Genomic DNA, 14,010 nt, shown 5'->3' on the forward strand with positions numbered 1-14,010 from the left:
GACTAAGCTGTCCTGACTGGCCCCTCAAAGGCCTGAACCCGGAGAGTGTATGCGCGTAGTCCTGGGCGCTTTATGGATGATGACCACGGCCTGCCTGGCGGCGCCTGCACCGTTGCGTTTCTCGGTTTCCGACAGCTGGGCGATGCCCATGGTGCAGTTGGAGAACGGTCGGCCAACCCAGGGTATTTTGTATGACGTGATGTTGAGCCTGGCCACCCAGGTCGGCCACCCGGCGCAGTTCAAGGTGCTGGCCCGGGCACGCATCGCAGCCGCCATGGAACACGGCGAGGTTGATGTGCGCTGTTATGTCACCCAGACGTGGGTCGATAATTTTTCCGGCAATTACACCTGGAGCCTGCCGCTGATGGTGCAGCGCAACGTACTGGTGAGCACGCACATCCCAGTGCAGGCGGTGTCCCTCACCCAGTTGGCGCCCCAGGCCATCGGCACGGTGCTCAATTACCGCTACGCCACCCTCGACCCGCTGTTTGCCAGCGGCCAACTCACCCGCGACGATGCCCGCAGTGAAGAGCAGGTGCTGCACAAGCTGGTGGCCGGGCGCTTCAAATATGCGGTTATCAATGAGTGGATCCTGGACCGGTTCAACCAGAACATGCCCGTCGGCCGACGGCTGCACAAAGTGGCGGTGATCGACGAGCAAAGCCTGGGCTGCATCGTGCGCAATGACCCGGACGTGCCGGTGCAGAGGATTTTGCGCACGTTGTTGCAGATGAAGATGTCGGGGGAGATCGACGACATTATCCAGTTGTATACCGGACAGCCCGCCTCCAGCGCCCTTCCAGACTGATGGCGGCCACACTGGCCAGCACCATCACCCCACCGAGCACCACCTGCCGTGCAATCTGTTCACCCAGCAGCGTTGCGGCCATCACCATCGCCACCGGCGGAATCAGGTACATCGCCACCGATGCGCGGCTCACCTCGACATACTTGAGCACATAGCCCCAGGCCAGGTAGGCCAGGGCGCTGGGAAAAATACCCAGCACCAGCACCGCCAGGTTCTCCGGCAACGGCGCTCGCACAACGGCCGCCGGCAAGCCAGGCAAATTGACGCAAAGCATCAGGGTGCCCACCCACACCATGTAGCACGCCAGGGTCAGCGGGCTGTAGCGAAGGGCGTAGTGCTTCTGAATGGCGAAATACACGCTCCACGACAACGCCGCCAGCAGGATCAGCAATCCCCGCGGGTCGATATCACCTACGCCCTGGTCGCCCCAGATCACCACCAGCACACCGAACAACCCCGAGAGTACGCAGCCCCAACGCCAGGCGCTGACCCGCTCCTTCAAGCAGAAAAACGCGATCAGCACGCTGAACAAGGGCGCCGACTGCGCCAATACACTGGACGCCGCCGCCGTCACCCATTGCTGCCCGGCATTGAGGCTCATGTGGTGCAAGAAAACGCCGAAAAAACCCAGTACCAACAACCACGGCACATCCCGCAGGCGCGGCCGACCGATCCCGACCACCAGCGCCACACCGCCCATGAACACCGAGGCAATCAGAAACCGCAGCAACGCCAGATGACCGGGGCTGTAGCTGTGCAAGCCCATGTGCACACCAATCGGCGAATAGGCCCAACAGAGGATCACGCTGGCGATGACTAGCGTAAGCTTCACGGGTGACGGGGTGTTCATCGATGGCGTCCAGAAACTAAGAAAGAATGCAATCAGTCTTGGCCCCGGCATGCCGTAGGACAATTAAGTGTTTCTGACTTCTGAAATCAGCGGAACTGAGCAATGGAACTGGCCCAACTGAAAATGGTGCGAGCCGTCGCGCAAACCGGCAGCGTGGCCCAGGCGGCCGTGCAACTGCACTGCGTGCCGTCCAACATCACCACACGCATCAAGCAGTTGGAAAGCGAGTTGGGCACGCCGCTGTTTATCCGTGCCGGGCGTGGGCTGGCCATCAGCGCGGCCGGCGAAATTTTCCTGGACTACTGCGAACGCATTCTCGCGTTGGTGGAGGAGTCCAAGCGCGCGGTGGACGCCAATGCCATCCCCCGTGGCACCTTGCGCATCGGCGCCGTGGAGTCCAGCGCGAGCGGCCGCCTGCCACCGCTGCTGGCGGAATACCATCGACGCTACCCGGATGTCAGCCTGGAACTGGTGACCGGCGCCTGGGCTCAGTTACTCGACGATCTGCAACACCATCGCCTGGATGTGGCACTGGTGGCCGCCAGCAACAAGCGCTCCAAACTTGAACACAGCGTGGTCTACAGCGAACGCCTGGTGCTGATCGCCAGCGCGTCCAGCGCGCCGATCCACAGTGCCGAAGACCTGGCGGGCCGTACCCTGCTGGTGTGGCCATCGGGCTGCCCTTACCGGGCGGCGCTGGAAAACTGGCTCAAGCCCCATGACGTCAAGCCGGCCATCGCCAGTTATGCCAGCTGGGGCACGATTATCGGCTGCGTGAGTGCGGGAATTGGCGTGGCGCTGGCACCGGAAGGCATCCTGGCCCGCTATGAGCAGGCCAATCAATTGGCGTCCTATCGGTTTGACGAATTGCAGGCCGTGGACAACCTGCTGTTCTGGCACAAGGACACCCAGCGCCACTTGGCGCGGGATGCGTTTGCGGGGCTGTTGCGCGAAACGTTCGGCTGATGGAGATCAGCTTTTGGGTGCAGCCAACCGCGCGTACTGATCCTGACTGATCCAGCCCTTGAACGAGCGGTCGTCAGCATTGATGAACTCAACCTGGGCCCAGCCATCCTTGAACGCCAGCACACCGACCACATCGTTCTTGACGATATAGGGGCGCTTGGCCGCCTTGGCGCCCGGTGTTTTCTGCAAGTAAGCCTTGTCGGCAGATACGGTGACCAGACCGATCCACTGCTTGCTGGCGGTCTGGGTCAGGTCCAGGCCCGTGGCGATCTCCGGCATCAGGACGTTGATGCAGCCGGGATGCTGACGGCCTTCCTCCACGGTCAGGGTCACGCCGTCGGACGACGGCGCCACGCTGCCAGGGTAGGCGTCGTCGAGCCAGGTGGTGAGCGCGCCGGGCTTGCCTTGCAGGTAGAACGCACAACTGCGTGTTACGCCCTCACCCATTGATTCTGCGTAGAAACCTTCGACCTGATGTTCCGGCGTCACCGCCAGCATCAGCCCTTCGTACTTGCCCGAATGCAGCGCGGCCGAACCGGCCATGGCTGGCGCCACAGCGCACAACGACAACACACCTATCGCGAGTAAACGGATCATCCTATTTTTTCCCTTCAAGTTTTTCGTAGGCTTTTTGCATAAGGACGTCGTAGTTGCCGTAGTCCTCACCGTTATAGTTACGCGCCATGCCGGTAAAGTCTTTGGCCTTCATGGCTTTCATCAACGCAGGGCTTTTGCTGCAAAAACCGAGGAATGCCTTTAGTTGATTGCCGGCATTGACCTTTAATGCCGCCGAAAACTCAAACACCGTCTTGTAACCGCACGACGCAAAGTTGAAGCCCATGATCTGGAACATGCCCCACGAAGCCGACATCAAGGCGGCTTCCTGGTCCAGGGCAAATGCGGTGGCCATGGTTTCCCAGGCCTTGGCCTGGTCCTTGTTGTTCGCCTGCCACTGCGGCCCGGCCTTTTTCTTGTAGGGGTAGGACAGCAGCGGGTGCGCCTGGTCGTAGATGTGCTTGGTGTATTTGCGAAACAGGTGCCCTTCAAAGGCGATCACCGGCAACTTGGCCGGCCCGAAGCCGGAGCGCCCGCCCGACTCCACGGTTGCGAACGCCTTGATGATATTCACCGAAATACCGCTGCCCAGTTGCGTGGCGGCGTTCTGGAAGTCCGTTTCGCTGAGGGTCATGCCCCCGTCGCAAGTGGCCTGGAGCATCAATTGCCGGTTACGCCGCTCGGCCTCGATCATCGCGCGCATGCGGTCCAGGTACACGTTGACCGTGGCCTGCACCGCATCGCCCTGATTGTTGCCGAACACGTTGAGAAAAGTCGGGATGCGCATGCTCGGAAAGGCCTTCACCGGCACTTTCACCGCTTCCTCGATCAGGCTGTTGAAGGTGCGGCCGGTGGGGTCGATCACGCCATCAGGGTGGGCGTACTTGAGATGACGGAACTGATACTGGCTGATGCACTGCACCAACTGGCCGTCACACTTGCCGTTTTCGGCCAGCGGGAACCCCATCTTGGGAATGATCAAATTGAATAAATACTGGATGCACTGAACATCGGCAGGCAAGTTTCGGGCTTTACCGGCCGCACCTACCGACGCAGTGATAAGACGGGGTAACCCTTGCAGGCTTTTCATCACAGACATCCTTGTTAGTTAAAGAAGTGATAGCACTTCAATATCAAATCAGTACCCTTGTCACACTCTGAAACAAGTGGCCGGCGCAAACTAACAAGGCGGTCTGGGGTTGTCCAGAGAGGGTTTGGAAAGTTGTGAAACAGCCGTCATCGACCGCGCAATAAAACAATGGCAGTTGACTGAAAATAAATAATTTGGATTTGAATCGAAGGGGGTATTGCTAGGAAGAGCGTTATGGAGGCAACCCCACCAGCCACACCCCGGCACACAATGTTCCCGCTGTGGCTGCTGCCTTCCGGCTCTGACCAGGTTCACGGGTAATCGTTGCGGGGGGACCGATGGGGTCACCATAACGACGCCTGCCTCTCGGCAAGCGGGGCCATTGTACCGATCTCATCGGAAGTTACAACCGTTGGTGACGGATTAAAAATATGAAGGGGTTCAAGCACTTGCCATGGTCACCAGCTTCTCCCTCATTGGCTGATCATTGTGCCTGCAGTACCTCATCCGCCCGGCCGCCCTCTTCCTGGATCACCAGGTGGATGAAGTGCAGCTTGGCGATCACCGCCGGTGGCAGCACGAACGGGTAGAAATCCGGCTGGCCCATGGCGCGTGACAGTTCATTGAGCATGCCGGCCAGTTCGATCCAGGCGTTGACGAACGACAGGAATGCCGGGCCGCTGGGGTGTTCGGGGTCATACAGCGTGGTGAGAGGGAACGGTTGATAATCCAGGTCCATCTCACGGGCGCTCATGCCAAAGCCCAGGGCGGTGTCGACGGCATCCATCATGTGCAGGTAGTGGGCCCAGGTTTCGGCCCAGTCTTCCCACGGGTGCATGGTGGCGTAGGCGCTGACGCAGGTTTGCTGCCAGTCCGGACTCGGGCCATTCTGGTAATGCTGGTCGAGGGCGTCGGCGTAACTGGCGCGTTCGTCGCCGAACAGGGTGCGAAAAGGTTGCTGCCAGTGGGTATTGGCAATCAGGCGATCCCAGTAATAATGGCCGACTTCATGGCGAAAGTGACCGAGCAAGGTGCGGTACGGCTCGCGCATCTGTACACGGATTTTCTCGCGGTGGGCGTCGTCGGCTTCCTTGATGTCGAGGGTGATCAGGCCGTTGGCGTGGCCGGTCATGGGCGCGTTGCCTTCCAGGTCGATACCGACGAAGTCGAAGGCCAGGCCGGTGTCTTCGTCAACGCTCTTGGGCACGACGCGCAGGCCCAGGCTGATCAGTTGCGCCACCAACCGGCGCTTGGCGGTTTCCACCTTGCGCCAGCGTTCGGGGTTTTCCGGGATCGACAGGTCGGGAATGGTGCGATTGAGGCTACAGGCCACGCACAGCGGTGCGGTGCTGTGGGCCGGGATCAGCCAGTTGCAGGCGGCCGGGGTGTCGAGGTTGGCACAACGGCGAAAGGCGCCGGCGTCCAGGTTGTCGTCCTGCAACCAGGTGCCATCGACGGGGCCGGGCTGCAATGAGGACAGGCGGCTTTGCTGGGGTTGGTAGCCCAGCAGCGCCGCGCAGGCCAGGCATTGGCTGTTGCGAAAGAACAAGGACTGGCCGCAACGGCACTGCCAGACCTTGCTGTTACGCGAGGATTCGGCCATGAACGGTGCGGCGATGCGCGAACTGAGTTGCTCGAAGTAGCGGAACATGGCGATCTCTCCCTGGGTGACTGAGACTAGATCATTTAGCGCTTGGGATCGTTCCACTTTCCTACAGGGCTGCTGCGCAGCCCGGCGCGGGGCAAGCCCGCTCACTACAGAAAATCATGCCGCGTCAGACGGTGATGTTGTGCTTGACCAGGAAGGCTACGAAGGCTTCTTCATCCAGCACCTTGAGGCCCAGCTCGCTGGCCTTGGCCAACTTCGAACCCGCGCCCGGCCCCGCCACCACGCAGTGGGTTTTCGCCGAGACAGAACCGGCCACCTTGGCGCCGAGGCTTTCGAGCTTCTCCTTGGCCACGTCGCGGCTCATCAGCTCCAGGGAGCCGGTGAGGACCCAGGTGTGTCCGGCCTCCGGCAAACCTTCGACGACCTTTTTCTCGCTTTGCCAGTGCATGCCGAAGTCCTTGAGCTGCTGCTCGATGGCCAGAGCAAGGTTAGCGTTGTCCGGGTTGTCGAAGAAGTCGCGCACAGCCTTGGCCTGCTTCTCGGGCAACGCCTGGCGCATGTCCAGCCAGTCGGCCTTGATCACACCTTCCAGGGTGCCGAACTTGTCCGCCAGTTTCTGCGCGGCGCCAGGGCCCACGGACGGTACGTGCAGTTTGTCGAGCAAACCGCCCAGTGTGGTGCTGGCGGCGAACTCGGCACTGAGGTCGCCCTGATCCTGCAATTGCAGCCCACACTCGTTTGGCGACAGGAGTGCGCCGATTACCTGCTGGTTATGAGTGTCTTCAAAGAAGCTGTGGATCTCGTGCGCCACTTCCAGGCCCACGTCGGGCAAGTACGTGAGCACTTGCGGCAAGGCCTGCTGCACGCGCTCCAGAGAAGCCAGGGAGCGCGCCAGCACCTTGGCGGTCTCCTCGCCCACATCCGGAATGCCCAGGGCGTAGATAAAGCGCGCCAGGGTCGGCGTCTTGCTGTTTTCGATGGCGGCGATCAGCTTCTTGCTGGAAACATCGGCGAAGCCTTCCAGGTCGATGATCTGCTCGTACTTTAGTTTGTAGAGGTCGGCGGGCGAACCGATGAGTTTTTCATCCACCAGTTGCTCAATGGTCTTGTCGCCGAGGCCATCAATGTCCATGGCCCGGCGCGAGACGAAATGAATGATCGCCTGCTTGAGCTGCGCCCCACAGGCCAGGCGCCCGACGCAGCGGTACACCGCGCCCTCACTGATGGTTTCCTTGCCCTTGCTGCGCTTGACCAGTTGCGTGCGCTCCACGTGGGAGCCGCACACCGGGCAACGCTCCGGGATCGGCACTGCGCGGGCATCGGCCGGACGGCGCTCAAGCACCACGGACACCACTTGCGGGATCACATCACCGGCGCGGCGGATGATCACTGTATCGCCGATCATCACGCCCAGGCGCGCCACTTCGTCCATGTTGTGCAAGGTGGCGTTGGACACGGTCACACCCGCGACCTTGACCGGCTTCAGGCGCGCCACCGGGGTGACGGCGCCGGTGCGGCCGACTTGGAATTCCACGTCGAGCAGTTCGGTGAGCTCTTCCAGGGCCGGGAATTTATGGGCGATGGCCCAGCGCGGTTCACGGGCGCGGAAGCCCAGTTCACGCTGGGCGGCAATGCTGTTGACCTTGAAGACAACGCCGTCGATTTCATAGGGCAGGCTGTTACGCCGCTCGCCGATATCCCGGTAGTAGTCGAGGCAATCCTGAATACCCTTGGCCAGCTTCAGCTCATGGCTGATCGGCATGCCCCATTTCTGCAACTGTTGCAGGTTGCCAATATGGGTGTCGCTGATGTCCGTGGTCACGCCATAGCAGCAGAATTCCAGCGGGCGGCTGGCGGTGATCTTCGAATCCAACTGACGCAGGCTGCCGGCGGCGGCGTTGCGCGGGTTGGCGAAGGTCTTGCCACCGACTTCCAGCTGCGAGGCGTTGAGCCGCTCGAAACCGGCCTTGGACATGAACACTTCACCGCGCACTTCCAGGGTCGCCGGCCAGCCGGTGCCATGCAGCTTCAGCGGGATGTTGCGCACCGTGCGCACGTTGACGCTGATGTCCTCACCCGTGGTGCCATCGCCGCGGGTCGCGCCGCGTACCAGCTCGCCATCCTGATACAGCAGGCTGACCGCCAGGCCATCGAGCTTGGGTTCGCAGCTGTATTCCACCGCTGCGCCACTGCCAAACAGATCACCCACCGGCAGGTCGAGCCCTTCGGTCACCCGGCGATCAAACTCCAGCATGGTGGTTTCATCAAAGGCGTTGCCCAGGCTGAGCATCGGAATCTCGTGCTTGACCTGAGTAAACGCCGACAACGCCGCACTGCCGACCCGCTGCGTCGGCGAATCCCGCGTGACCAGGTCCGGATGCTCGGCCTCCAGAGCCTTGAGCTCGTGGAACAGCCGGTCGTACTCGGCGTCCGGAATGCTCGGCTCGTCGAGGACGTGGTAACGGTAGTTGTGCTGATCCAGTTCAGCGCGCAGTTCGAGGATGCGGGTATGGGCGGCGGTCATGGGTGTTCTCTCATAAAGCAAAAGAGCAGCCGAAGCTGCTCAATATGTTAGTGCACGGATTCTACAGACAACGCTTAAGATCGAACCTCAGCGTTTCTGTGTCAGGGCGCGACGCTCGAACTCGACGATACGCTGACGGTAATGTTCGATGGTCTGGGCAGTCAGGACGCTGCGTTGGTCGTCCTTGAGCTCGCCGTTGAGTTCCTGGGACAGCTTGCGGGCTGCGGCCACCATCACGTCGAACGCTTGTTTCGGGTGACGCGGGCCTGGCAGGCCGAGGAAGAAGCTTACCGCCGGCGTGCTGAACAGGTCGATGTCGTCCAGATCAAAAGTGCCCGGCTTGACCGCGTTGGCCATGGAGAACAGCACTTCGCCGTTGCCGGCCATGCTTTCGTGACGGTGGAAGATATCCATCTCGCCAAAACGCAGGCCGCTTTCGAGGATGTTCTGCAACAGCGCAGGGCCTTTGAAGCCGGCGGCGTCGCGGCAGATCACGCTGATCACCAGGACTTCTTCGGCGGCCGGCTGATCATTGACCGACTGGCGCGCGGCGCTGCTGGTCTTGCCGACGTTTTCGTCCGGGAAATCATCGTCGCGGCTGCTGAAGCTCGGGCCTTCGTCGACGTCGAGGTTCAGGTCACCCTGATGGGGCTCGGCCACGGCGGCGTTGGCGCGCTTGCCACGCTTGGAAGACGGTTCACGGGCTTCACGCAACGGCGCGCTCATCGACGGCAAGTCGTGTTCGTCCAGCTGCGGCTCTTTATGGGTATCCAGCACACGGGGCGGCCCCAACAGCTCGGCGCTGCCGTCGTCGTCAGGCAAGTTGGACAGGTTGCGGTCCAGACGGAATTTGAGCTTGCCCTTGCCACCGCGCATGCGGCGCCAGCCATCAAAAAGAATACCGGCAATGACAATAATGCCGATGACGATCAGCCACTCGCGCAGACCGATTTCCATGTAATCCCGTGCCTCTAATAAAAAATGCTGAAAAATAAGGGGTTTAGCACCGTGCAAACCGCTTTAAAACGTGGCGCCAACTCTATGTTCTGACTGACGTTTTGCCCACGCACACGAAAAATTGACATTAAACTAGCACGACCAAAGATAACTTTACACCGTCTGTCAAAATGCCTTGAACAAATATGTCCATTTGCCACTTTCCCTAGACCGGTAAATCACCCTTCAACGCGCTGAAAACTTTCTGTCATGGCGCAACTCAAGATTCCACCATCGCCATCGCTTCTTCGACATCCACCGCGACCAAACGCGAACAGCCCGGTTCATGCATCGTCACGCCCATCAACTGATCAGCCATTTCCATGGCGATCTTGTTGTGGGTGATATAGATGAACTGCACGGTCTGGGACATCTCTTTGACCAGTCGTGCGTAGCGTCCAACGTTCGCGTCATCCAACGGTGCGTCAACTTCGTCGAGCATGCAGAACGGCGCCGGGTTCAACTTGAAGATGGCAAATACCAGGGCCAGTGCGGTCAGGGCTTTTTCGCCGCCGGACAACAAATGGATGGTGCTGTTCTTCTTGCCCGGAGGCCGCGCCATGATCGTTACCCCTGTATCGAGTAGATCTTCGCCCGTCAGTTCCAAGTAAGCGCTGCCACCGCCGAAAACTTTTGGGAATAACGCCTGTAAACCGCTATTAATCTGATCAAAGGTATCTTTGAAGCGGTTACGGGTTTCCTTGTCGATCTTGCGGATCACGTTTTCCAGGGTGTCCAGGGCTTCGACCAGATCGGCGTCCTGGGCATCCAGATAACGTTTACGCTCGGACTGCTGCTGATATTCATCGATGGCCGCGAGGTTGATCGCGCCCAGGCGCTGGATCCGTGCAGCAATGCGCTCAAGCTCTTCTTCGGCGTCTTTTTCATTGGCCTGGGCGGTCAGGGTGTTGAGCACGCCGTGCAGGTCGTAGCCGTCTTCCAGCAACTGGTCTTGCAGGGTTTTGCGGCGCACGGTCAGGGCTTGCCATTCCATGCGCTGTTGTTCGAGCTGGCCGCGGATCAGTTGGGATTGCTGCTCGGCTTGAGTCCGACGCTTTTCCGCATCGCGCAACTCGCGGTCGGCATCTTCCAGGGCGATCTGTGCGGTCTTGAGTTCTTCGTCGACGGTCATGCGCTTGTCGAGCAACTCTTCGAGCTTGAGGCGCAACTCTTCCAGCGGCGCTTCGCCCTCCTCCAGGTTGAGGCTCAGTTGCTCGCGCTTTTCGGTGAGGCGTTCGGATTGCATCTCCAGGCGCTCAAGGGCCTGGCGTGTCGAATCATGCTGGGCACGCAGCGAGCCGAGGCGTACCGCCAGTTGGTGCGCGTGATCCTTGTGCTGCCGGGCTTCCTGGCGCACGCGGTCAAGGCGTTCGCGCAGGCTGTCGCGCTGGGCCAGCAGCAGTTCGCGCTGCTCGGTGTCGAGGGCCATGCTGTCGAGGGCTTCCTGCAAGTGCAGGCGCGCTTCGCCGATCTGTTCGTGTTCCAGGGCGCGTTGCTCGCCCATCTCGGCGACTTCTTCATCAAGACGGGTGCGGCGCAGGGTCAGTTGCTCGGCTTTGGCTTTGCTCGCCGACAGTTGCGCCTTGAGTTCGCCTTGCTGGCGCGCCTCGTCCTGCAACAGGCGGCGCAGGTGTTCGCGACCGGTCTCTTGCTGGCGCTGGGTGGCGCGCAGGGTCTGCAATTCAGTTTCCAGGCTTTCGAGGGTGGCTTCACGCTCTTCGCGCTCGGCGATCAGGCTGACGATTTCCTGGCCACGGGCCAGCACGCCGCTCTCGGCTTCACTGGCGCGGCGCACCCGCAAAAAATGCCGGCCGACCCAGTAACCATCGCGGCTGATCAGGCTTTCGCCGGCCGCCAACTGACCGCGCTGGGCCAGGGCCTGCTCCAGGGAATCCACCGGTTTGACCTGGCCCAGCCATGGCGACAGGTCAATCGCGGCCTCGACCTTGTCCAGCAGGCTACCCGGCACCCGCGTGCCATCGGCGGCGGGGCTAAGCAATCGCAGGTCGCCTTGGGCAAACCCGGCCAGGTCAAAGCCGCCGAAATCATCCACCAGCACTGCTTGCAGATCGGCGCCGAGCACGGTTTCCACCGCCAGCTCCCAACCGGCTTCGACCTTCAGGCCTTCCGCCAGGCGCGGGCGCTCGGCCAGATGCTGGTCGCGCAGCCATTCAGCGGTGCCGGTGCCAGGGTCCAGCGCGGCTTGCTGCAAGGCTTCAAGGGACGCCAGCCGCCCGTTAAGCCGCTGCAAATCGCCCTGGGCCTGTTGCTGGGCCTGGGTTGCCTGTTGCAGTTGCTGACGCAATTGCTCCAGGCGCTCCACTTGCTGCTCTTCGCTGGCTTCCAGCTCTTCGAGGGTCATCTCGCTTTCGGCGAGCTGCTCGCTGAGGTCCATGATCGCCGCGTCTTCCGGGTCGGCGGCGAGCAGCACACGCTCTTCCTGCAGACGACGCTGGCGCTCGGCGAGGCGCTCCATGCTGGTCTCCAGTTGCTGGATGCGCGACTGCTGCACCTCGGCCTGGCGACGCGGTTCGGCAGATTGCAGGTTGAAAGCGTCCCACTGCTCCTGCCAGCCGTGCATGGTGGTTTCAGATTCTTCAAGCGCCGCTGCGGCTTCTTCGGCAGCGGCGCTGGTAATTTCCTGCTCGGGGGTGAGCATGTCCAGCTCTTCACCCAGCGTCAGCAGCAAGGTGCGGTCGTGGCCCAGGTGGGATTCAGTCTCCAGCCGCGCGCGTTCGGCTTCTTTGAGATCGTCCTGCAATTGGCGCAGGCGCTGCTGGCCGTGCTGGATGCTTTGCTCGACGCGGGCGATATCGCCGCCCACCGAATAGAAGCGGCCTTGCACCAGATTGAAGCGTTCGGACAGATCATGGTGCCCGTCGCGCAGTCGCTCGATGCTGGCATCGGCGTTGCGCTGCTCGGCCACCAGTGCTTCGAAACTGATTTCCTGGGTGCCGATGATCGCTTCGCGCTGCCCCACCTGCTCATTCAGCGCCTGCCAGCGCAGGGCCGAGAGTTGCGCCTTGAGCTGGCGTTCTTCGCCTTTGTATTCCTGATACTTCTCGGCTGCCTGGGCCTGGCGGTGCAGGCGTTCCAACTGGCGCTCCAGCTCTTCGCGCAGGTCGGTGAGGCGGGCGAGGTTTTCGTGGGTACGGCGGATGCGGTTTTCAGTCTCGCGGCGGCGCTCCTTGTACTTGGAGATGCCGGCCGCTTCTTCGATGAAGTTACGCAGGTCTTCGGGCTTGGCTTCGATCAGCTTGGAGATCATGCCCTGCTCGATGATCGAGTAGCTGCGCGGGCCCAGGCCGGTGCCGAGGAAGATATCGGTGATGTCGCGTCGACGGCACTTGGTGCCGTTGAGGAAGTAGCTGTTCTGGCTGTCGCGCGTGACTTTGCGGCGGATGGAGATTTCCGCGTAGGCCGCGTATTCGCCGATCAGGGTGCCGTCGGAGTTATCGAACACCAGCTCGATACTGGCCTGGCTCACCGGCTTGCGGCTGGTGGAGCCGTTGAAGATGACGTCGGTCATCGACTCGCCGCGCAGGTTTTTGGCCGAGCTCTCGCCCATCACCCAACGTACGGCGTCGATGATGTTCGACTTGCCGCAACCATTGGGCCCGACCACTGCCGCCATGTTACTGGGGAAGTTCACCGTGGTCGGGTCGACGAAGGATTTGAACCCCGCCAGCTTGATGCACTTGAGCCGCACGCTTAGGCGTCCGCCAACGCTGCGATGACCAGCGAGCTGCTGCGCTGGCAGTAGGCCGACAGCACTTGGCGAATCTGCGGCACGTCACGGGCCAGCACGGCGGCGAGCAGTTGCTCGAACAGCGCCAGGTACTCGCTCATGGACGCCTTGCGCTGATCCAGGGCCAGGTAATAGGCACGGTTCATCGCCGGTTGCAGGTTCTCGACGGTTTCCTGCAGGTACGGGTTATTGGCAAAGGGGTACGCGGCGCGCATCACGTTGAAGCATTCTTCGACGAAGGCGCGGATGTCCTCACGCTCGAAATTGGTCACCAGGCGCTGTTGGATCTGCACGAACGGCGCCATGTCGGCCTGGGTCTGCCAGCCTTCAGCGACGGCATTGCCGAGCAGGATGTACAGCTCGCTCATCAGCGTGCACAGGCTCTGGACCTTGTGTGCGGTGAGCTCGGTCACGTGGGCACCACGGCGTGGCAGGATCGCGATGAGGTGGCGCCGTTCGAGGATCAGCAAGGCTTCGCGCACGGAACCACGGCTGACATTCAGCGCCAGCGTGACTTTCTGTTCCTGGATGCGTTCCCCAGGCTTGAGATCGCCGCGAATGATGCGTTCGGCGAGGTGGTGAGCGATTTGCTCGGCGAGACTGTCCGGCGCCTTGAACGTCATGTTTTCCCTTCAAAATCTTCTATCGGTACAAGCGCGGCAGTGTAGCGCATTGGCTGGCTGATGGCGCTACGCCCACCGTGGCGAATTTGGCATGAAACAAGCAGCGGTTGAGCGGCGCCAGCCCGCAAAAAACGCCAGTTCTAGAAGACTGGACCATAATTGAATGTGTTGTGATCGCCTTTTCTTGACCCTTAGGTCAGAAAACCATTGACCGAAAAGTCAGACATGACTAGATTCGGCG

General features: G+C 61.1%; 10 protein-coding genes and 1 other RNA gene. 2 read left to right on the forward strand and 9 right to left on the reverse strand.

Annotated features, from left to right (window positions below; translation table 11 throughout):
• Positions 1-49: 49 nt before the first annotated feature.
• On the forward strand, positions 50-808 hold the full coding sequence (locus EJD88_RS04560) for an ABC transporter substrate-binding protein (protein WP_158876967.1): 759 nt from the start codon (positions 50-52) through the stop codon (positions 806-808).
• Here the strand turns inward: EJD88_RS04560 and EJD88_RS04565 are convergent.
• A complete protein-coding gene (locus tag EJD88_RS04565; protein WP_158876969.1) occupies positions 759-1,658 on the reverse strand; it encodes a DMT family transporter in 900 nt (299 codons plus the stop codon). The two genes, EJD88_RS04560 and EJD88_RS04565, sit on opposite strands and share 50 nt — an antisense overlap.
• Before the next feature lie 102 nt (positions 1,659-1,760).
• Between EJD88_RS04565 and EJD88_RS04570 the strand changes: the two genes are divergently transcribed.
• Positions 1,761-2,624 carry a LysR family transcriptional regulator gene (locus tag EJD88_RS04570; RefSeq protein WP_099582678.1) on the forward strand — a complete coding sequence of 288 codons (864 nt, stop codon included), beginning with the start codon at positions 1,761-1,763 and terminating at the stop codon, positions 2,622-2,624.
• A gap of 6 nt (positions 2,625-2,630) precedes the next feature.
• Here the strand turns inward: EJD88_RS04570 and EJD88_RS04575 are convergent, their stop codons facing one another.
• From EJD88_RS04575 to EJD88_RS04610, 8 genes are all read right to left on the reverse strand, one after another.
• Positions 2,631-3,221 carry a hypothetical protein gene (locus EJD88_RS04575; protein ID WP_158876971.1) on the reverse strand — a complete coding sequence of 197 codons (591 nt, stop codon included), beginning with the start codon at positions 3,219-3,221 and terminating at the stop codon, positions 2,631-2,633.
• Between the two features lies 1 nt (position 3,222).
• A complete protein-coding gene (locus tag EJD88_RS04580; protein ID WP_099582680.1) occupies positions 3,223-4,269 on the reverse strand; it encodes an N-acetylmuramidase family protein in 1,047 nt (348 codons plus the stop codon).
• 244 nt (positions 4,270-4,513) lie between these two features.
• Positions 4,514-4,610, reverse strand: an RNA gene (ffs, locus tag EJD88_RS04585) — signal recognition particle sRNA small type.
• 143 nt (positions 4,611-4,753) lie between these two features.
• Positions 4,754-5,920 (reverse strand): putative zinc-binding metallopeptidase, encoded by a 1,167-nt coding sequence (locus EJD88_RS04590; protein WP_158876973.1) that lies wholly within the window; start codon positions 5,918-5,920, stop codon positions 4,754-4,756.
• Between the two features lie 124 nt (positions 5,921-6,044).
• The gene (gene ligA, locus EJD88_RS04595) at positions 6,045-8,402 is read right to left on the reverse strand and encodes an NAD-dependent DNA ligase LigA (RefSeq protein ID WP_158876975.1); all 2,358 of its coding nucleotides are present in this window, start codon (positions 8,400-8,402) and stop codon (positions 6,045-6,047) included.
• 87 nt (positions 8,403-8,489) lie between these two features.
• Positions 8,490-9,359, reverse strand: a complete 870-nt coding sequence (gene zipA / locus EJD88_RS04600; RefSeq protein WP_099582683.1) for a cell division protein ZipA — start codon at positions 9,357-9,359, stop codon at positions 8,490-8,492.
• A gap of 259 nt (positions 9,360-9,618) precedes the next feature.
• Positions 9,619-13,107 (reverse strand): chromosome segregation protein SMC, encoded by a 3,489-nt coding sequence (gene smc / locus EJD88_RS04605; protein WP_112196442.1) that lies wholly within the window; start codon positions 13,105-13,107, stop codon positions 9,619-9,621.
• 2 nt (positions 13,108-13,109) lie between these two features.
• A complete protein-coding gene (locus EJD88_RS04610; RefSeq protein ID WP_099582685.1) occupies positions 13,110-13,769 on the reverse strand; it encodes a GntR family transcriptional regulator in 660 nt (219 codons plus the stop codon).
• Between the last annotated feature and the right edge of the window lie 241 nt (positions 13,770-14,010).

It is taken from the genome of Pseudomonas sp. PB105 (assembly GCF_009764655.1).
In the GTDB taxonomy this organism is placed as follows: Bacteria; Pseudomonadota; Gammaproteobacteria; order Pseudomonadales; family Pseudomonadaceae; genus Aquipseudomonas; species Aquipseudomonas cyclaminis.

Excerpts from the sequence above, each read along its gene's own strand:
- EJD88_RS04580 (WP_099582680.1), bottom strand. The coding sequence starts at position 4,269 with ATGAAAAGCCTGCAAGGGTTACCCCGTCTTATCACTGCGTCGGTAGGT.
- EJD88_RS04570 (WP_099582678.1), top strand. The coding sequence starts at position 1,761 with ATGGAACTGGCCCAACTGAAAATGGTGCGAGCCGTCGCGCAAACCGGC.
- ligA (WP_158876975.1), bottom strand. The coding sequence starts at position 8,402 with ATGACCGCCGCCCATACCCGCATCCTCGAACTGCGCGCTGAACTGGAT.
- EJD88_RS04610 (WP_099582685.1), bottom strand. The coding sequence starts at position 13,769 with ATGACGTTCAAGGCGCCGGACAGTCTCGCCGAGCAAATCGCTCACCAC.
- EJD88_RS04565 (WP_158876969.1), bottom strand. The coding sequence starts at position 1,658 with ATGAACACCCCGTCACCCGTGAAGCTTACGCTAGTCATCGCCAGCGTG.
- EJD88_RS04590 (WP_158876973.1), bottom strand. The coding sequence starts at position 5,920 with ATGTTCCGCTACTTCGAGCAACTCAGTTCGCGCATCGCCGCACCGTTC.
- EJD88_RS04575 (WP_158876971.1), bottom strand. The coding sequence starts at position 3,221 with ATGATCCGTTTACTCGCGATAGGTGTGTTGTCGTTGTGCGCTGTGGCG.
- EJD88_RS04560 (WP_158876967.1), top strand. The coding sequence starts at position 50 with ATGCGCGTAGTCCTGGGCGCTTTATGGATGATGACCACGGCCTGCCTG.
- zipA (WP_099582683.1), bottom strand. The coding sequence starts at position 9,359 with ATGGAAATCGGTCTGCGCGAGTGGCTGATCGTCATCGGCATTATTGTC.